At 67.2% G+C, this 17,887-nt stretch carries 17 protein-coding genes; 8 read left to right on the forward strand and 9 right to left on the reverse strand.

Annotation, left to right across the window (positions count from 1 at the left end; genetic code table 11):
- Positions 1-127 precede the first annotated feature (127 nt).
- From lipB to ppa, 9 genes are all read right to left on the reverse strand, one after another.
- On the reverse strand, positions 128-844 hold the full coding sequence (lipB, locus tag F466_RS0110560) for a lipoyl(octanoyl) transferase LipB (RefSeq protein WP_018994080.1): 717 nt from the start codon (positions 842-844) through the stop codon (positions 128-130).
- A complete protein-coding gene (locus tag F466_RS0110565; RefSeq protein ID WP_017925710.1) occupies positions 841-1,110 on the reverse strand; it encodes a YbeD family protein in 270 nt (89 codons plus the stop codon). Before F466_RS0110565 ends, lipB begins: the two co-directional genes overlap by 4 nt.
- Positions 1,107-1,991: a D-amino acid aminotransferase gene (locus tag F466_RS0110570; RefSeq protein WP_018994081.1), complete on the reverse strand. Its 885-nt coding sequence runs from the start codon at positions 1,989-1,991 to the stop codon at positions 1,107-1,109. Before F466_RS0110570 ends, F466_RS0110565 begins: the two co-directional genes overlap by 4 nt.
- A gap of 12 nt (positions 1,992-2,003) precedes the next feature.
- The gene (locus F466_RS0110575) at positions 2,004-3,251 is read right to left on the reverse strand and encodes a D-alanyl-D-alanine carboxypeptidase family protein (RefSeq protein ID WP_018138668.1); all 1,248 of its coding nucleotides are present in this window, start codon (positions 3,249-3,251) and stop codon (positions 2,004-2,006) included.
- Positions 3,252-3,355: 104 nt separating this feature from the next.
- Complete coding sequence (locus F466_RS0110580) at positions 3,356-4,360, reverse strand: septal ring lytic transglycosylase RlpA family protein (protein ID WP_038038390.1); 1,005 nt, start codon at positions 4,358-4,360, stop codon at positions 3,356-3,358.
- Positions 4,317-5,342: a lytic murein transglycosylase B gene (gene mltB / locus F466_RS0110585; RefSeq protein WP_018138666.1), complete on the reverse strand. Its 1,026-nt coding sequence runs from the start codon at positions 5,340-5,342 to the stop codon at positions 4,317-4,319. The genes F466_RS0110580 and mltB overlap by 44 nt, the downstream gene beginning before the upstream one ends.
- Positions 5,339-6,457, reverse strand: a complete 1,119-nt coding sequence (gene rodA / locus F466_RS0110590) for a rod shape-determining protein RodA (RefSeq protein WP_018138665.1) — start codon at positions 6,455-6,457, stop codon at positions 5,339-5,341. Before rodA ends, mltB begins: the two co-directional genes overlap by 4 nt.
- Positions 6,454-8,334 carry a penicillin-binding protein 2 gene (gene mrdA, locus F466_RS0110595; protein ID WP_018138664.1) on the reverse strand — a complete coding sequence of 627 codons (1,881 nt, stop codon included), beginning with the start codon at positions 8,332-8,334 and terminating at the stop codon, positions 6,454-6,456. Before mrdA ends, rodA begins: the two co-directional genes overlap by 4 nt.
- 104 nt (positions 8,335-8,438) lie before the next feature.
- Positions 8,439-8,975 (reverse strand): inorganic diphosphatase, encoded by a 537-nt coding sequence (gene ppa / locus F466_RS0110600; RefSeq protein ID WP_018138663.1) that lies wholly within the window; start codon positions 8,973-8,975, stop codon positions 8,439-8,441.
- 262 nt (positions 8,976-9,237) lie between these two features.
- Between ppa and F466_RS0110605 the strand changes: the two genes are divergently transcribed.
- Genes F466_RS0110605 through F466_RS0110640 form a run of 8 tightly spaced genes read left to right on the forward strand, consistent with a single transcriptional unit; the run spans position 9,238 to position 17,674 of the window.
- Positions 9,238-9,885 carry an adenylate kinase gene (locus tag F466_RS0110605; RefSeq protein WP_018138662.1) on the forward strand — a complete coding sequence of 216 codons (648 nt, stop codon included), beginning with the start codon at positions 9,238-9,240 and terminating at the stop codon, positions 9,883-9,885.
- Positions 9,886-9,922: 37 nt separating this feature from the next.
- Positions 9,923-12,178: an LPS-assembly protein LptD gene (locus F466_RS0110610; protein WP_018994082.1), complete on the forward strand. Its 2,256-nt coding sequence runs from the start codon at positions 9,923-9,925 to the stop codon at positions 12,176-12,178.
- Positions 12,162-13,589, forward strand: coding sequence for a peptidylprolyl isomerase (locus F466_RS0110615; protein ID WP_026182207.1), 1,428 nt, complete (start codon positions 12,162-12,164; stop codon positions 13,587-13,589). Before F466_RS0110610 ends, F466_RS0110615 begins: the two co-directional genes overlap by 17 nt.
- A complete protein-coding gene (gene pdxA / locus F466_RS0110620; RefSeq protein ID WP_026296449.1) occupies positions 13,555-14,619 on the forward strand; it encodes a 4-hydroxythreonine-4-phosphate dehydrogenase PdxA in 1,065 nt (354 codons plus the stop codon). The genes F466_RS0110615 and pdxA overlap by 35 nt, the downstream gene beginning before the upstream one ends.
- An 8-nt stretch (positions 14,620-14,627) precedes the next feature.
- Complete coding sequence (gene rsmA / locus F466_RS0110625) at positions 14,628-15,419, forward strand: 16S rRNA (adenine(1518)-N(6)/adenine(1519)-N(6))-dimethyltransferase RsmA (RefSeq protein ID WP_018175425.1); 792 nt, start codon at positions 14,628-14,630, stop codon at positions 15,417-15,419.
- A gap of 40 nt (positions 15,420-15,459) precedes the next feature.
- Positions 15,460-16,446 carry an ROK family protein gene (locus tag F466_RS0110630; protein ID WP_018994084.1) on the forward strand — a complete coding sequence of 329 codons (987 nt, stop codon included), beginning with the start codon at positions 15,460-15,462 and terminating at the stop codon, positions 16,444-16,446.
- Positions 16,443-16,835 carry a Co2+/Mg2+ efflux protein ApaG gene (apaG, locus tag F466_RS0110635; RefSeq protein WP_012983348.1) on the forward strand — a complete coding sequence of 131 codons (393 nt, stop codon included), beginning with the start codon at positions 16,443-16,445 and terminating at the stop codon, positions 16,833-16,835. Before F466_RS0110630 ends, apaG begins: the two co-directional genes overlap by 4 nt.
- An 8-nt stretch (positions 16,836-16,843) precedes the next feature.
- Positions 16,844-17,674, forward strand: coding sequence for a symmetrical bis(5'-nucleosyl)-tetraphosphatase (locus F466_RS0110640; RefSeq protein WP_018994085.1), 831 nt, complete (start codon positions 16,844-16,846; stop codon positions 17,672-17,674).
- The last annotated feature ends 213 nt before the right edge of the window (positions 17,675-17,887 follow it).

The following is a 17,887-nucleotide window of genomic DNA, read 5'->3' on the forward strand; positions in this document are numbered from 1 at the left end:
CGGGCGGAATCCGGGTGCCCTTCTTTGGGTACTTTCTTGGGCAAGCAAGAAAGTACCTCGCGGCGCGCTGGCGAGACAGCGCTTGGCAGGCGGCCGGCCGAAGGCACCGTAAACTCCAGAAGCCGAACTAGTCCCACCCTGAGGGCGCGGGACAACGCCCCAGCGCCAGCACACGGACGAGCTCGGGCGGCAAAGAGGGTTCATGCCTGATGCTCGCGACCGCGGCGGGAAACAGCTGTTCGGCTAGATGGGCGAGCAGTTGCTCGCGGACGCGGGTGGCGTCCACCGGGCCGAGCAGATGCTGCATGGAGGTCGCGGCGAGGCCGGGATAGCCACAGGGGTTCATGCGCTGAAACGGCGCCAGATCCGGGGCGATGTTCAGCGCCAGCCCATGGATGCTGCGCCCGTGCCGGATGCGCAGCCCGAGCGCCGCAATCTTGGCCCCGTCCACATATACCCCTGGCGCCTTCTCCCGGCGCTGCGCGTGGATACCCCATTGCGCGAGCGTATCGATCACCGCCTGCTCCAGGCCTTCGACCAGACGCCGGACCCCGACCCCCAGTCGCGGCAGATCCACCAGCGTGTAGATGACCAGTTGCCCGGGGCCGTGCCAGGTCACCTGCCCGCCGCGATCGATCGCGACCACCGGCGTCGCGCCGGGGTCCAGCAGATGCTCGGGGCGGCCATTACGGCCCTGGGTAAAGACGGGGGGGTGTTCGACGCACCAGAACGCGTCCGGCCGGGTCGCATCGCGCTCCCGGGCCTGGAGTTGCATCGCCTGCCAGACAGGTACGTAGGGCTGCATACCCAGCAGGCGGGCCACGGGGACGAGCGGACCGGTCACAGGATCATGCGGACCCGGTCGCAGCGCCCCAGGGCCCGGTAGAGGTCATCGAGCTGGGCCTGACTGGTCGCGGTGAAGGTGATGGTGATGCCGACGAAACGCCCGCCACTGGAGGCGCGCTGCTGGATCACGGCGTCGTCCGGGTCCGGCACATGCTCGGCCACACAGGCCTCCACGGCCTCCAGGAGCTCCGGGTGCGAGTCGCCCATGACCTTGATCGGAAAACGACAGGGAAACTCGATCAGGCTTTCGCGCTCGTCTGTCATGCGCACCCCTCGACTGGTGCCCGGGACGGGTGAGCGTCGCGCTTTGCCTGCTGATACGCGGCATGAACGGCCTGCCAGGCCGGGCCCGGGACCCCGGCTCCGACCGGATGGCCGTCGAGCCGACAAACCGGCAGGAGCTCCTTGGTGGAACTGGTCAGCCAGATCTCGTCGGCCGCACGCAACTGGGACTCGGACAGATCACGCTCCACAACATCGAGACCGCACTGGGCGGCCAAGCGCAGGACCAGGGCCCTTGTTACCCCCGGGAGCAGCGATGATGCCAGCGGAGGCGTAACCAGCGTGCCGTCGACGAGGGCGAACACATTGCTGGCCGCACCCTCCGTCACCTGACCGTCGCGCAACAGGATGGCCTCGACTGCATCCTGTTCGCGGGCCTCCTGACGCGCGAGCACGTTGGCCAGCAGCGTAGTGGCCTTGATGTCACAGCGGGACCAGCGCGTATCGGGCCCCGTCACCGCCGCGACCCCGGCCTGGCGGATCGTGTCCGCCAGGGGCACGATCGGATTCGCCATCGCAAAGACCGTGGGCGGCCCGCCGGCGGGAAAGGCGTGGTCGCGCGGGGCAACCCCGCGCGTGACCTGCAGGTACAGCCCGAGATCGATGGGCACATCCCCCTCGTTGCGCCGGACGAGCTCCTCCAGCATGCCCCGCCACTGGTCGAACGACAGCGGCGATTCGAGGCGGATGGCGTCCAGCGAGCGCTGCAGCCGCTCAAGGTGTTCCGTCAGCAGAAACAGCTGCCCGGCGTAGCTGGGGATTACCTCGTAGACCGAGTCCCCGAACAGGAATCCGCGATCCAGCGGGGAGATACGCACCGATTCGAGCGGCATGAAGTCGCCATTGAAATACGCAACGCTCACACTCGCCCCGAGTCAGAACGGCCAGACCGAGCGCAGCGACAAGGCAGCACCATCCCATAGGCGACGCACCAGCCCGCCCTCCTCGATCTCTTCAAGGGCGACGACCGGCTGCTGCCCGATCAACTCGCCATTGAGACGGGCCTGCACCTCGCCCACGGCGGCCCCTGCGGCCAGCGGCGCTTCCAGCGGCTGGTTCAATTCCATTGTGGCCTCAAGGTTGTCACCGCGGCCCGGGGGCACGATCACCCAGAAATCCTCGGCCAGCCCGACGGACACCTCGCTATCCGCACCACGATAGATGCGCGGGCTGCCCAGCTGCGTCCCCGCCTCGAACAGACGCTGGGGTTCGGTAAAACGCATGCCCCAGTTGACCAGGGCCTGCGACTCGTTGGCCCGACGCGTACCACCCTCCTGGTGGTTGGAGGCCTCGATGCCCAGCACCACGGCGATCAGGCGGCGATCGCTGCGCTTCGCCGACGAGACCAGGTTGTAACCGGCCGCAGAGGTCCAGCCGGTCTTCAGGCCATCGAAACCGGCGTCACGCCAAAGGAGCATGTTGCGGTTACTCTGCGAGATATCGTTGAACTCGAACGAGCGCTCGCTGTAATAGCCGTAAAGGTCGGGGAACTCGCGAATCAGCGCCCGAGCCAGCAGCGCCATATCCTGAGCAGAGGTGGATTGCGGCTCATCGGAAGGCAGCCCGTGCGAGTTGGTGAAATACGAGTTCATCATCCCGAGTTCACGCGCCTGGCTGTTCATCATGTCGACGAACGCCCCCTCGGAACCGGCCACAGCCTCGGCGAGCGCGGTGGAGGCATCGTTTCCGGACTGGATGATCATCCCGCGCAGCAGGTCCTCGACCTTCACCTCGTCGCCAACCTCAATAAACATGCGCGACGCGCCCCGCATACCCGTGCGCCAGGCCCGCTCGCTGATGGTCACCGTGTCCTCGAGCCCCAGCCGCCCGTCGCGAATCTCGCCGAACACGACGTAGGCCGTCATCAGCTTGGTCAGGCTCGCGGGTTCGCGATCAACATCCGCCTCGCGCGAGGCCAGCACCAGACCGGAATCGAAGTCCATCAGCGCATAGCTCTTCGCCGTCACGTCAGAGGGCGGGCTGGGGATCCCGCTTGGCATGGCCCCACCACTGCCCGGAACCGGCAGGGGCTCACCCGCCATCGCCGGCATGGCGGCAACGCACACGGCCAGGGAGAGGGTCATCAGGGCGCGGCGGGCGACAGAATGGAGCGGGGGGATCATGGTGGTTCGAGGCCTCCTGTAGAGATGGCTAACGATAGCAGACCGGGCCCGAGCAGATGAACGCAAACGGGCCCGGCGGCACAAAAACTGAGCGATACGCGATGTCAGTCGTCAACGATGCGGTAGTCGACGTGGGCGGCCTCCTGCAGGCGCTCGGTCGCCTCCTGCAGCTCGACCTCTTCCAGCGGGCCGATACGCACCCGATGCAGATCCGCCTGCTCGTCGCGTTCCAGCGTCGAGATCTCGATCGACTCGAAGCCCAGGGCCTCGAGATCGCGCCGGATCTCCTCCGCCGTTCGGCGTTCGGAAAACGCCCCGATCTGCACCCAGCGGCCGTTGTTCGCGGCGGCCTCTGGGGCGTTCGCTTCGGAAGCAGCGCGCGCGTCATCAGACGATGTCGCGACCGGGCTGCTGCCGCCCCCCTGGCTGGCCTCGGCGAGTACGATGGGTTCCGGCACTGGCGGGCGCGATTCGGCCACACGCGGCGAATCGACGTCTTCCGGCCCCACGGCACGAATGCGCACCGGGGCCACACCGGCATCGGTCATGTCCAGCCGATGCGCCGCCGCATAGGAGAGGTCAATGATGCGTTCATCCACAAAGGGTCCGCGATCATTGACCCGCACAATCACGCGACGGTCATTCTCCAGGTTCACGACCTCGACATAAGTCGGCAGCGGCAGCGTCTTGTGGGCTGCCGTCATCGCATACATGTCGTAGGGCTCGCCACTGGAGGTTCGCCGGCCGTGGAACTTGGTCCCGTACCAGGAGGCCAGACCCTCTTCCTCGAAGCCGGTGCTAGTGCGCAGGGTACGGTAGCGCTGCCCGAAGACCTCGTACTCGGGCGGGTTCCCGTAGCGACTCGGGGGCTCGTCGGTCGGCACTGCGTCGGGGATCAGCGCCAGATCCTGCGGGATGTCATCCGGGTCCGGGTAGGCGTCATACGCCGCATCGCCCAGCGGGCGATCCGGGTCTGCCTTGCGATCGGGGGCCGACGAGCAGCCGGCCAGCATCAGCGCGAACAACACCGCCGGCGCGGCGGCGGCCGCGCCAGGGCGGCACCGTTTACTCGGCAAAGGCCTCGGCCAGCTGGTGGACGGCCATCGCATACAGCGGGCTCCGGTTGTAGCGGGTGATCACATAGAAATTGGGATAGCCAAGATAGTATTCATACCCGTCCTCGCCCTCGAGGCGAATGAACGAGTACTTCCCGTCCTCGGCCACGGACTCGTCGGGATAGATGCCGTGCTCGGCGAGTTCGTCGAGATCAAAGCGGGCCTGGTAATTGCGGCTGATCAGCTCCTCGTGGGCATCCCCCTCGACCCGGGCGCGTGCCACCACCGGCTCACCGGTCTGCCAGCCATGCTCGCGGAAGTAGTTGGCGACACTGCCGATCGCATCCGGCCAGGAGTTCAGCAGGTCCCGGCGACCATCGCCGTCGAAGTCCACCGCGTAGTGACGGTAGCTGGACGAGATGAACTGTCCGCGCCCCATCGCGCCGGCGTAGGAGCCCCGTGTCTCGCGGACATCCAGGTCCTCCTCCTGCACCAGGGTCAAAAACTCGCCCAGTTCGCGGCGGAAGAAGTCCGCGCGCGGCGGGTAGTCAAATCCCAGCGTGACCAGCGCATCGAACACTCGGAAGCCCCCGGTGTTGCGCCCGTAGTTGGTCTCCACGCCGATGATCGCCGTGATCATCGCCTGCTCGACGCCGAAGGTCTCCTCGGCGCGCGCGAGGGTCTCGGCCTGCTCTTCCATGAAGCGCTCGCCGCGCTCGATGCGCAGGTCGTTCACGAAGATCGGGCGATAGTCCTTCCAGGGGCGCGCCTCGGCAGGGGCCGAGATCAGGTCGAGGATGCGTTGCTGGGGATCGGCCTCGGCGAACATACTCTCCAGCTCGTCGCGATCCATGCCCGCCTCGACCTGTTCGTCGATAAAGGCCTGGACCTCCTCGCGCTCCAGGTACGGCGGATCACCGGCGCGAAACTCGGACCCCGAGACGTTCGACAGGGAGCAGGCCCCCAGTGACAGGATCAACCCGGCCTGCAAGAGGACGGAACGAAGGGTGCCCAGCGGGCGGAGGTTGAGGGTCATCGATTCACCAGGCGCTTTTGCGACGCAATGCTCATGAGAATACCGAAGGCGACCATAAGCGTCACCAATGATGTGCCGCCGTAGCTCACCAGCGGAAGCGGCACGCCGACCACGGGCAGAAGCCCTGTCACCATCGCGATGTTGACCACCATATAGACGGCGAAGGTCAGCGCCAGGCTACCGCCCAGCAAACGGGCGAAGCGATCCTGAGCGAGGGCCGAGATCCACAGCCCGCGCGCCACGATCGCAAAATACAGCAACAACAGGAGTGCGACACCGATAAACCCGAATTCCTCGGCGTATACCGCAAAAATGAAATCCGTGGAACGCTCGGGCAGAAAGTCGAGGTGCGACTGCGTGCCATTCAGCCAGCCCTTGCCGTACAGCCCGCCGGAGCCGATCGCGATCTTCGACTGGATGATGTGATAACCGGTCCCCAGCGGATCCGACTCCGGATTGAACAGGGTCAGCACCCGCTGGCGCTGATAGTCATGCATCTGCAACCACAACGCCGGGATCGCGGCGGCCGCGGCCAGTCCCAGCCCGACGAACCAGCGCCAGCTCAGCCCCGCCAGGAAAATCACCAGGAAACCAGCGGCACCCACCAGCATCGCGGTCCCCAGATCCGGCTGACGCATGATCAGAAAAACGGGCACCAGGATCAGGGGCACCGTCACCAGCAGGTCGCGAAAACGCGGCCGATCGTTGCGAGTGGACAGGTACCAGGCGACCATCATCGGCACCGCCAGCTTCATGATCTCGGAGGGCTGGAAGCGCATGAAGCCGAGATCCAGCCAGCGTCGCGCCCCCTTGCCGATCTCGCCGGCGACCATGACCGCCAGCAGTAGCGCGACACCAGCCACAAACAGCCAAGGCGCGAGGGACCGCAGGGTGCGCACCGGGATCTGCGCGACCAGCACCATCGCGGTCACGCCGAGTCCGATGCGCATGGCCTGACGCTCCAGGGCAATCATGCTCTCGCCGGAGGCACTGAACAGCACCGCCAGCCCCACCAGCAGCAAGATGCCGATCAGCACCAGCAGCACGCCATCCAGGCGCAGGCGCCCCAGCACCCACTGCCCTAGCGGCATCTCGCGCCCCGTCACGCTGATCATTCGTCCTCCGCCACGTCGAGCGTCATTCCGGCGTCGCCTTTCAGGAAGGCGTCCATCACCTCGCGGGCCACCGGGGCCGCCACACGACCGCCCGAGCCGCCGTGCTCGACCAGCACGGCCACCGCGATCTGCGGATCGTCCGCGGGCGCATAGCCCACGAACAGGGCGTGATCCCACAGATGCCGGGGCAGCTCGTCCTCGTCGTACTCCTCGTCCTGGCCCAGCCCGAAGACCTGCGAAGTGCCGGTCTTGCCCGCGATGCGGTAGTTCGTCGGCGGGCGGCTGCCAATCGAACCCCAGGCGGTGCCATGGCGCGTATGTACGGCCTCGATCAGTGATTCGTGAATCGTGTCCCAGTGCTCCGGGGCCGCCTGCACCGGCTCGCGAGGCTGCGGCAGCAGCCGTTCGAGTTCGCCGTTGCCATTGTCCATCGACTGCAGCAGACGCGGCTGGATGCGCTGCCCGCGCCCGGCCAGCGTCGCCGTGAAGTCCGCCATCTGCAGCGGTGTCGACAGCATGTAGCCCTGGCCAATCGCGGTGATCAGGGTCTCGCCGGGGAACCAGACCTGGTCGTGCGTCGCTCGCTTCCAGTCACGGCTGGGCAGGATACCTGCGCGCTCGCCCGTGGCGTCGATACCGACGCGCTGCCCAAGCCCGAATGCCCCCAGCATCGGCACCATGCGGTCGATCCCCATCGTATGCGCAAGGTCGTAGAAATACACGTCAGAGGAGACCGCGATGGCGCGCGACATGTCGACCCAGCCATGCCCTTCCCGGCGCCAGTCACGATAGCGACGCTCATGGCCGGGGATCTGAAAATAGCCACGGGCAAACATCCGACGATCCGCGGTGGTAATCCCCTCGTCCAGCGCGGCCAGCCCCACCAGGGGTTTGACCGTGGAGCCCGGCGGATACTGCCCGGTCAGGGCGCGATTGAACAACGGCCGCGCGGGGTCAGATTGAAGATCGGAAAAGGCGGCCTGGGAGATGCCGTGCACGAACATCTCGGGGTCGAATCCCGGGGCACTGACCAGCGCCAGCACCTCGCCGTTGTTCGGGTCCAGGGCGACAATCGCACCCCGCCGGCCCGCCAGCGACCGGTAAGCGGCACGCTGCAGGTCCGCGTCAATGGTGAGCGTAATGTCGGTACCGGCCTCCGGTGGTGTCACCGACAACTCGCGGATCACCCGTCCCTGGGCATTCACTTCTACCTGACGGTAGCCCGGGCGGCCGTGCAGCAGGTCCTCGTAGTAGCGCTCGATGCCGATCTTGCCGATATGCGAGCTGCCGGCGTAGGCACGCGGGTCCACCCGTGCCAGGTCCTGCTCGTTGATCCGGCCCACGTACCCGACCACATGCGAGAACTTGTCACCGAGCGGATAGAAGCGCATCGGACGGGCCTCGATCTCCACCCCCGGCAACTCGTGCCGCGAGACCGCGATCCTGGCCACCGTGGTGTCGTCCAGGCCCGCCTTGAGCAGCACCGGCTGGAAGGGTCGGCGCTGACGCACGCCGCGGCGGAAGCGTTCGATATCCGCGTCGGAGAGCTCGACAAAGTCATGCAGTCGTTCCAGGAGGTCATCGAGATTGCCAGCCTGTTCAACCGTCACCTCCAGCTGGTAGGAGGCGCGGTTGCCCGCCAGCAACTGACCATTGCGATCCCGGATCACACCGCGACTGGGCGCAATCGGCTCCACCCGCAGCCGGTTGTTCTCCGACAGCGTGGTGAAATGGGTATGCGCGCCGACCTGAAGCCCCGACAGGCGCCAGCCGATCAGGAGCAGGACCGCGGCGAGCAGGACCAGCGCCAGCAGGATGCGCACGGCATACCGCTGCTGGTCCTGTTGTTCCTGCCCGTAGTCATCGCGCCCGGCCATCTCAGCGGACCGCCACAACAACGAACGCCGCGCACCCGGCGACCCCCGACCCCGGGGATACGGGGACGATCCACGCCACGCGCTGACGCCGGGCCGCTACCGGCTCAGATCTTGCTCTTCTGGTAACGCTTGTAGCTGGCAACAATCTCCGCCTTGGCCTCTTCGGCGCCTACCCAGCCCTCAACCTTGACCCACTTGCCCTTCTCCAGCTCCTTGTAGCGCTCAAAGAAGTGCTTGATCGAGTCCAGCAGTTCCTTCGGCACGTCTTCCGGGCCCTTGAATCGCTCGGACTGCGTGCACAGCTTGCTCACCGGAACCGCCAGGATCTTCGCGTCGACCCCGGCCTCGTCGGTCATTTTCAGCATGCCAATCGGGCGCGAGCGCACGACCGAGCCCGGCAACAGTGGCACCGGGGTGATCACCAGCACGTCCACCGGGTCGTTGTCTTCCGACTCCGTGTTCGGGATGAATCCGTAGTTGCACGGGTAGAACATTGCGACCGCCATAAAGCGATCGACCACCAGAGCCCCGCTGTCCTTGTCCATCTCGTACTTGACGGGCTGGCCCTGGGTGGGGATCTCGATCACCACGTTGATGTCGTTGGGGAGATCCTTGCCGGCTTCGATCTGGTTGAGGTCCATGCTTGAGTATATTCCGATTATTTTGAAGAGCGGGGCATTATACAGGGGAGAGCCTCCGCAATGGCACCCGTCGCCGTCAGGCCAGGGAGCCACGGGCTGTATTGAGCGGTTGCGGCCGATTACCCTCAGGCGGTATAAGACCGCGCTCGGGAAACGGTTTGCGCCGCACCGCCGCGGCCCTTTCACGATAGCCATTCACCGTGCCGCCTCGTACCCGGCTTGTGCTGCGGTTCGGCGTCGCACCCGGCAGCAGGAGTCAGCCATGCGTATCGTCCTGATGGGCGCACCGGGGTCCGGCAAGGGCACCCAGGCCAAGAAGATGGTCGCCACCTTCGGTATCCCCCAAATCTCCACCGGCGACCTGCTGCGCGCCGCAATGGCCGCCCAGACCGACCTGGGCAAGCAGGTCGAAAGCGCGATGAACGCCGGCCAGCTCGTACCCGACGACCTGGTCCTGGGCCTGATCCGCGACCGGCTGCAGGAACCGGACGCACAAAAGGGCTTCATCCTCGACGGCTTTCCACGCAACGTCGCCCAGGCCGAGACCCTGGACACCATGCTCGAGAAGCTCGGCGCACCGCTGGACCAGGCGATCCAGATCGATGTGCCGTTCGATGAACTGAAACAGCGCCTGACCGGACGCGTCTCCTGCGGCGATTGCGGCGCGGTATTCAACTCCCATACCTTCCCGCCCCAGCAGGAAGGGGTTTGTGATTTGTGCGGTGGCGAACTCGTCCACCGCGCCGATGACACCGAGAAGACGGTCGTCAATCGACTGAAGGTCTATGAAGAACAGACCCAGCCGCTGATCGAATACTACGCCCGCCGCGGCCTGCTCAAGCATGTGAATGGCACCCGCGACATTGCACTGATCTTCGACGAAGTCCGCCAGCTGCTGGGGAAACACTGATCCAGCATGATCCGTGTTTCCCCAGACTGAAACCCGCATGACGCCATCGCCTGACGGCTACGCACGCCCACTGCACCGCCGGGCCACGGCGCGGACCATCATTGCCTGCGTGCTCGGCGTCACGGCCACGGCGGCACAGGCCGGACTCGAGCGGATGGAGCGCCCCCCGGGCTGCGACTTCGCTCCCGGCATGGAGTGGCCCGAGATGCGCGAGCTCGCGGCCGAAATCACTGATATCGACGCCGATTACGTACGCCGAGAGGGTGAACTGATCAGCGCCCGCGGAAACGTCCAGCTCTTCGAACAAGGACGTCGCCTGGATACCGAATTCCTCGAATACGACCGGGCGACGGGCGTGGCTCGCACCGAGGGTGACACCCGGCTGTTCGACGGCGACCTGCTGCTGCACACCGACGGTGGCGAGTACCGCCTGGACGAAGAAACCGGGGAATTCCGGCGCATCGACTACCTGGTGCAGTCCGTGCCGGCACGAGGCAGCGCCGGGGTGGGCATCCAGCTCGCGCCCCACCTGCACGAGTTCGAGGACGCCGAGTACACCACCTGCCCGATCGACAACGACAGCTGGTGGCTGCGCACACGAGATCTGGAACTGGACCGCGAACGCGGCATCGGGGTTGCCCGCAACGCCCGCATTGACTTCAAGGGCGTGCCCATCGCCTACACGCCGTACATCCACTTCCCGCTGGACGACCGCCGCCAGAGCGGCTTCCTGCTGCCCAGCGCCGGGGTCAGTTCACGCCACGGGCTCGACATCAGCACGCCCTGGTACTGGAACATCGCACCGAACTACGACGCGACGTTCACCCCGCGAGTCATGTCGGACCGCGGGGTGAAGCTCGGCACCGAATTCCGCTACCTGCAGCCTCGCCACGAGGGCGTGGCCGATATCCGCTACCTGCCGAGCGACCGCGTATTCGGCGACGACCGGCACTACGTGCAGTGGTTTCACCAGAGCCGCCTGACCTCGGACCTGCGCTTTCGCCTGGACGCCGCCGACGCCTCCGACAGCGAGTATTTCCGCGACTTCGGTGGCGCGGACCGCTACTCCGGCAGCACCCCCTATCTGCGCCGCCGGGCGGACCTGACCTACAACCAGCCGGCCTACCGCCTGCGCACCCGCATCGAGGACTACCAGATCGTCGACCCCGAGTTGCGGGCCCAGCGCGAGCCCTACCAGCGCCTGCCGCAGATCACCCTGGAGGCGGGCGAGTATCTGGGGCGCGGACTGGCCTGGGACCTGGACACTGAACTGGTGCGCTTCGAGCGCAGCGAGAGCGACTCGCTGGAACCCCTGGGCACGCGCTTCGACCTCAACCCCACGGCCTCCTGGCGTTTCGATACTGGGGGCTTCTTCTTTGAGCCCAGTGCCGGGGTGCGCTATACCCATTACGAACTGGACCGCCGGGGCGAGCCAGGGCCCGAGTCGATCAGCCGCACCGTGCCGCGGGCATCGATCGACACCGGTCTGGTCTTCGAACGTCCGATCCAGGACGGGCGTCGCCTGCAGACGCTGGAACCGCGGATCTTCTACGGCTATGTCCCGTTCGTCGACCAGACCGATATCCCGGTCTTCGACACCGGCGAGGCGGACTTCAGCTTCGACAACCTGTTCAGCCTCGACCGCTTCGTCGGCGCCGACCGGGTCGGCGACACGCACCAGCTGACCACCGCGCTGACCACCCGCATCTTCGACGAGCAGACCGGCCAGGAACGGATGAGCCTGTCCGCCGGCCAGATTCGCTATTTCGAAGATCGCGAGGTCCGCCGCGCTCCTGACGGCGATCCGCTGACGGAGTCCCGCTCGGATCTCGCCCTTGAGGGCCGCGTGCGCATCGGCGATGCCTGGAGCGGCCGGGGCTCCATCCTGTACAACCAGGACGAAGGCGAGACCACCCTCACAGCACTGTCGGTCAGCTACAGCCCGAGCGCTCGCGCCCGCATCAACATGGGGTATCGTCAGCGCGAGGCCGGCAACCGCTCCATCGACCAGACCGATGTCTCCGTGCTGTGGCCGGTGACCCCACGCATCGATGCAATCGGGCGCTGGAATTACAGCCTGCAGGAGGAGCGTGATCTCGAACTTCTGGCCGGCCTTCAGTATCGTAGTTGCTGCTATGGCATCCGAGTGGTCGCCCGCCGCGCCTACGACTTCGACGAGACCTACGACAACTCGATTTATTTCCAACTCACGCTGGACGGACTCGGACGTTTCGACTCCGGCGTGGATTCGCTTTTGAGCGAGGGTATAGCCGGATATGACGCACTCCCCTGACCAACACCGCCGGGCCTCCTGGCTCCCGCTACTGGGCGCCGTGCTTATGAGCCTCGGCCTGTCCGCACAGGCGCAGGTTCCCGGCGGCGAACAGCCCGAGGACGCCGTCGAGGCCCCGGTCACCCCGGGGGCCGCCTCCGAGGCCGGTGCGCCGGCCGCGCCCATCACGCCACCGGAGGGGGATCAATTCACCGATCGCATCCTCGCCGTGGTCGGCGACGACGTGGTGACCCAGCGCGAACTGGTCGAGCGCATGAACCTGGTCGCCCAGCAAATGATGGAGCGCGGCACCCGCCCGCCGGATCGTGACACCCTCGCGCGGCAGGTCATGGAACGGCTAATCGTCGAGCGCGTTCAGCTGCAGGAGGCCGAGCGGGTCGGCATCAACATCGACGAGATGACCCTGAACCGGGCGATGGAGAACATCGCGCGCGAAAACCGCATGAACCTGCCGCAGCTGCGTCAGGCCCTGCTGCAGGACGGCGTCGACTTCAACGCCTTCCGCGAACAGATTCGCAACGAGCTGACCGTCAACCAGCTGCAGCGTCGCCAGGTCGACAACCAGATTCGCGTCAGCGACCAGGAAATCGCGGACCTGATCGCCTCGGAAAGCGGCGCCATCGACCGCGGCGTGCGCTATCGCATCGCGCACATCCAGGTCTCGCTGCCGCGCGGCGCGGACTCCAGCCAGATCGCCACCGCCCGCGAAAAGGCCCGCGAACTGCGCCAGCGGGTGCGCGAGGGTGAGGACTTCGCCAGCGTGGCGATCTCCGAGTCCGACGCGCCGGATGCACTGGAAGGCGGCGACCTCGGCTGGCGCACGGCCGGCGAGATCCCCTCCGTATTTGCCCGCGAGGCCGTGCTGATGCGCACCGGCGAGATCAGCGATGTGCTGCGCTCGCCGAATGGCTTCCACGTCATGAAGCTGGTGGACCGCGAAGGCGGCGACCAGACCCGCGTCCGGCAGACGCAGGTACGCCACATCCTGATCAGCCCCGACCAGGTCCGCAGCGACGAAGAGGCCCGCCGCCAGGCCGAGTCCTTGTACAACCGCATCCGCGAGGGCAGCGACTTCGAGGCCCTGGCCCGCGCGAACTCCGACGACCCCGGCTCCGCCGCCCAGGGCGGCCAGCTCGGCTGGATCAGCCCCGGCGAGCTGGTGCCCGAGTTCGAGGAGGCGATGAATGCCCTGCAGCCGGGCGAGATCAGCGAGCCGGTGGAGAGCCAGTTCGGCTGGCACATCATCGAGGTCCTCGACCACCGCGAGGTCGACACCTCGCGCGAGCAGATCCGCGCCCGTGCCCGCGAGATCCTGCAAAACCGCAAGCGCGAGGAAGAGATCGAGCTGTGGATGCGGCGCCTGCGCGACGAGGCCTATGTCGAGTACCGCGTTGACGGCTTCGGCTCCTGACGCCCGGACGCCGGGTGCAATCCCGCGTCTGGCACTGACCGCCGGCGAGCCAGCCGGGATCGGGCCAGATCTGCTGATTGCCCTGGCCCACGAGCCTGGCGGTGGCGCCCAGCGCGTCGCCATCGGGGAACCGGATGTACTCGAGCAGCGGGCGCAGCAACTGGGCCGGTCGATCCACCTGATCCCCTTCGACCCCGAACGACCGCGCACCGCTACGCCGCGCGGGGCCCTGGAGATCGTCGCGGTCCCGGCCGGCGGCCCGGTGCAGACGGGCACCCTCGACCCCCGGCACGCCGAAGGCGTACTGGCAATGCTCGCCGCCGCCGCCGATGGCTGTCTCGATGGCACCTTCGACGCGATGGTCACCGGCCCGGTGCACAAGGGCGTGATCAACCGTGCCGGCATCCCGTTCAGTGGTCATACCGAGTGGCTGGCCGAACGCGCCGGCGCGCCCATGCCCGTGATGATGCTGGCCACCGAATCCCTGCGGGTCGCACTGGTGACTACCCACCTGTCCCTGCGCGACGTCCCCGACGCGATCACGCCGGAGCGCATCGAGGCGGTCGCCCGCGTACTGCACCACGATCTGGCCGAGGACTTCGGAATCGAACGCCCGAGCATCGGCGTGTGCGGACTGAACCCGCACGCCGGCGAGGACGGGGTACTGGGGCGCGAGGAGATCGAGGTCATCACCCCCACGCTCGACCGGCTGCGCGCCGAGGGCCTGGACCTGCGCGGGCCGCTGCCCGCGGATACCGCCTTCACCCCGCGCGCCCTCGCCGAGGTCGATGCGGTACTGGCGATGTATCACGACCAGGGGCTCCCGGTGCTCAAGCACGCAGGATTCGGGCATGCAGTCAACGTGACCCTCGGGCTGCCCTTCGTGCGCACCTCGGTCGATCACGGCACGGCCCTCGACCTGGCCGGCAGCGGCCGCGCAGAGGTCGGCAGCTTCCTCGCGGCCGAGGGCCTGGCTCGGGAACTGGCCCGCCATCGCCTGCAGGCACAGGCCGCGCACGCCCATGGGTGATACCGCACATGGGTAGCGCGCTGCCGCCGATCCGCAAGCGGTTCGGCCAGAACTTCCTGCATGATCAGGCCGTGCTCGCGCGCATCGTCGGCGCGATCGCCCCGCACCCCGACGACCCGGTGCTGGAGATCGGCCCCGGCCGGGGGGCCCTGACGGGCGCCTTGCTGGAGCGCCTGAATCGTCTGGTCGCGGTGGAGATTGACCGTGACCTGGCGGCCGGTCTGCGCGCCGCCTTTGCCCCGGAGCGCCTGGAGCTCCATGTGGGCGACGCGCTGGATCTGGACCTGGCAAGCCTTGGCCCGACACCGGAGGGTGGCTGGCGGGTCGTGGGCAACCTGCCCTACAACATCTCGACCCCCCTGCTATTCCACCTGCTCGATCAGATGGAGGCCATCCGCGACATGCATTTCCTCCTGCAGCGCGAAGTGGTCGAGCGCATGACCGCCGCCCCCGGCAGCAAGACCTACGGCCGACTGACGGTCATGCTCGCGGCGCGCGCCCGGGCCCAGTCGCTGTTCGGGGTTCCCCCCGGCGCCTTCCACCCGCCGCCCAAGGTCCACTCCGCGGTCGTGCGCATCACACCACTGGAGGCGCCGCTGGTGGACAGCGCACTGTATCCGGCGTTCGCAAAGGTCGTGAACCAGGCTTTCTCCAACCGCCGCAAGACCCTGCGGCGGGGGCTGTCCGGGCTGGTGGATGCCTCCCGGATCGAGGCCGCCGATCTGGACCCGGGCGCCCGCCCGGAGACCGTGGACGTCCACGGCTTCGCAGCGCTGGCGCGAATGGTCGCGCCCAGCTGACCGGCCCCGCCAGCGGACCGCGATCCGCTATGATGGACCCATGGACTTCATGGTGGCCGACATCGGAGGTACCCGCACCCGGGTCGCACGTGCGCGCCGCGGCGGCGCGCACTGGTCGTTGCACGACATCCGCCGCTACCCCAGCCGCGACTTTCCCGACCTGGACCACATCCTCGAGGCCTGGCGCAACGAGGTCGAACCGGCCGAGCCGCTGGCCGCTGCGGGGCTGGCCCTGGCCGGCCCCGTTCAGAGCGGTCGGGCCCGCGCGACCAACCTCGACTGGCCAGAACTGGATGCGCATGCCCTCGAACAGGCACTGGGTATCCCGGTCGCCCTGATCAACGATTTCGCCGCTGTCGGCGCCTGCCTGGATGCCCTGGAACCCGGAGACCGGATCACCCTGCAGAACGCAGCGGCCGATCCAGAGGGTTTGCGCCTGGTGGTCGGGGCCGGAACGGGTCTCGGGACCTGCCTGGTCGGCCCGCGCCAGCAGCCCGCCATCCATCCCGGCGAAGGGGGGCACGCACGCTTTTCCCCGGCCGACGCCAACGAGGCGGCGCTCGCGGCGTTCGTCAGCGCCGAGGAAGGACTGTGCACCCGCGAGCACCTGCTCAGCGGCCGCGGCATTGCACGCATTGCACGCTTCGAGCTGGCACGCCGGGACGATGGCGAGCTGGCGCGGGCGCTGACCGCGGCCGACCCGGCCGCCGCCATCAGTGACCTGGCCGATGCCGGCCATGCAGCGGCCCTCGCGGTCGTCCAGCGTTTTGTAACGATCTATGCGGGACAACTAGCCGACATGGCCCTGACTGCGCTGCCCACCGGTGGGCTATACCTGGCCGGCGGGATCGCCCCGCGCTGGGCCGATTACTTCCAGGACACGACGTTTCTGCGGGCCCTGCATAATCGCCCACCGATGACCCACTTGCTTGAGCGACTGCCCGTGTCCCTTATCATGCACCCTGAACCCGGCCTGCTGGGCGCTGCCGTCAGCGCCTGGTTCCAGACAGGAGCTGCAACCGAATGAATTCGCCTCGCGAAACCGAAGAACACGCCATCGAGATCGAGGTCGCCACGGCCTATGTCGAGGACCAGTCGGAGCCCGATGACGACCGCTACGTGTTCGCCTACCACATCACGATCCGCAACTCCGGCGCGCTGACCGTGCAGTTGCTGAATCGCCACTGGATCATCCGCGATGGCCGCGACCAGACGCAGGAGGTGCGCGGCGAGGGCGTGGTGGGCGAGCAGCCGCGCATCGAGCCCGGTGACAGCTTCGAGTACACCAGCGGCACGGTGATCGAGACGCCGGTCGGCACCATGGAGGGCAGCTACGGCATGCAGGACGAACGCGGCAACACCTTCGAGGCGCCGATCCCGCCCTTCACCCTCTCCGTACCCCGTACGCTTCACTAGGCCAGGGCATGGCCCTTTACGCGGTTGGTGACCTCCAGGGCTGCCTGGACCCGCTGGAACGCCTGCTGGAGCAGGTCCGTTTCGACCCCGCCACGGATCACCTTTGGCTGGTGGGTGACCTGGTCAACCGGGGACCAGACTCGCTTGGGTGCCTGCGCTACGTACGCGCCCTGGGCGATGCCGCGACCGCCGTGCTGGGCAATCACGACCTGCACCTGCTGGCCACGGCCGAGGGTGTCCGCACCCCCGGCAACAAGGACACCCTGCGCCCCGTGCTGGACGCCCCGGATGCCGCCGAGCTGCTGGATTGGCTGGCGCAGCGCCCCCTTCTGCATACTGATCCCGCGGCTGGCTGGACCCTGGTGCATGCCGGCATTGCGCCGGGCTGGGATCTCGAAACCGCGCAGACCGAGGCCCGGCGGGTGGAGGCCGAGCTGCGCGACCCCGCGCGACGCCATGCGCTGTTCGAGGTGATGTACGGCGACGAGCCTGCCCACTGGGACCCGGAGCTGGCCGGATATGATCGCCTTCGCTTCACGATCAACTCCTTTACCCGCATGCGCTACCTGATGCCCGATGGCGGACTGGAATTCTCAGGCAATGGGCCACCGGAAGATGCCCCGGAAACGCTGACACCGTGGTTTGCCTGGCCGGGCCGCCCAAGCGAAGGCTGGTCCCTGGTGTTCGGTCACTGGGCCGCGCTCGGTCACCGCCGAGGACCCGGCTGGCTGTCACTGGACAGTGGCTGCGTCTGGGGCAGGACAATGACGATCGCGCGCCTCGACGAGACCCGCGACCCCTTCCGGGTACGCACCTGGCAGACCGCCTGCAGCCAATAAGGCGCAGCGTGGCCATCGGCGGCGCAAAGAGCGTCCGCCAGGGAAACACTGAGCAATGCACATGCTCGCACTTGAGTCGCTTTCGCGTGCGAACAAGGCGCGGTGACTACCGTGCAATCGATCTGCACAAGGGAGCCGCAGCACCGTGCGCACACCCGTTTTTGATCAACAATGGGCGGGTAACGCGCTCCACGAGACGCCTTGCCTCGGAAA

Origin of the sequence: Thioalkalivibrio sp. ALgr1 (assembly GCF_000378285.1) — a bacterium.
GTDB lineage: Bacteria > Pseudomonadota > Gammaproteobacteria > Ectothiorhodospirales > Ectothiorhodospiraceae > Thioalkalivibrio.

What these genes read in the sequence shown, in the direction of transcription:
- F466_RS0110565 (WP_017925710.1), bottom strand. Translation starts at nt 1,110, where the DNA reads ATGACAGACGAGCGCGAAAGCCTGATCGAGTTTCCCTGTCGTTTTCCG.
- F466_RS0110575 (WP_018138668.1), bottom strand. Translation starts at nt 3,251, where the DNA reads ATGATCCCCCCGCTCCATTCTGTCGCCCGCCGCGCCCTGATGACCCTC.
- F466_RS0110580 (WP_038038390.1), bottom strand. Translation starts at nt 4,360, where the DNA reads ATGCGATGGCCGTCCACCAGCTGGCCGAGGCCTTTGCCGAGTAAACGG.
- mltB (WP_018138666.1), bottom strand. Translation starts at nt 5,342, where the DNA reads ATGACCCTCAACCTCCGCCCGCTGGGCACCCTTCGTTCCGTCCTCTTG.
- rodA (WP_018138665.1), bottom strand. Translation starts at nt 6,457, where the DNA reads ATGATCAGCGTGACGGGGCGCGAGATGCCGCTAGGGCAGTGGGTGCTG.
- mrdA (WP_018138664.1), bottom strand. Translation starts at nt 8,334, where the DNA reads ATGGCCGGGCGCGATGACTACGGGCAGGAACAACAGGACCAGCAGCGG.
- ppa (WP_018138663.1), bottom strand. Translation starts at nt 8,975, where the DNA reads ATGGACCTCAACCAGATCGAAGCCGGCAAGGATCTCCCCAACGACATC.
- F466_RS0110605 (WP_018138662.1), top strand. Translation starts at nt 9,238, where the DNA reads ATGCGTATCGTCCTGATGGGCGCACCGGGGTCCGGCAAGGGCACCCAG.
- F466_RS0110610 (WP_018994082.1), top strand. Translation starts at nt 9,923, where the DNA reads ATGACGCCATCGCCTGACGGCTACGCACGCCCACTGCACCGCCGGGCC.
- F466_RS0110615 (WP_026182207.1), top strand. Translation starts at nt 12,162, where the DNA reads ATGACGCACTCCCCTGACCAACACCGCCGGGCCTCCTGGCTCCCGCTA.
- pdxA (WP_026296449.1), top strand. Translation starts at nt 13,555, where the DNA reads ATGTCGAGTACCGCGTTGACGGCTTCGGCTCCTGACGCCCGGACGCCG.
- rsmA (WP_018175425.1), top strand. Translation starts at nt 14,628, where the DNA reads ATGGGTAGCGCGCTGCCGCCGATCCGCAAGCGGTTCGGCCAGAACTTC.
- F466_RS0110630 (WP_018994084.1), top strand. Translation starts at nt 15,460, where the DNA reads ATGGACTTCATGGTGGCCGACATCGGAGGTACCCGCACCCGGGTCGCA.
- apaG (WP_012983348.1), top strand. Translation starts at nt 16,443, where the DNA reads ATGAATTCGCCTCGCGAAACCGAAGAACACGCCATCGAGATCGAGGTC.
- F466_RS0110640 (WP_018994085.1), top strand. Translation starts at nt 16,844, where the DNA reads ATGGCCCTTTACGCGGTTGGTGACCTCCAGGGCTGCCTGGACCCGCTG.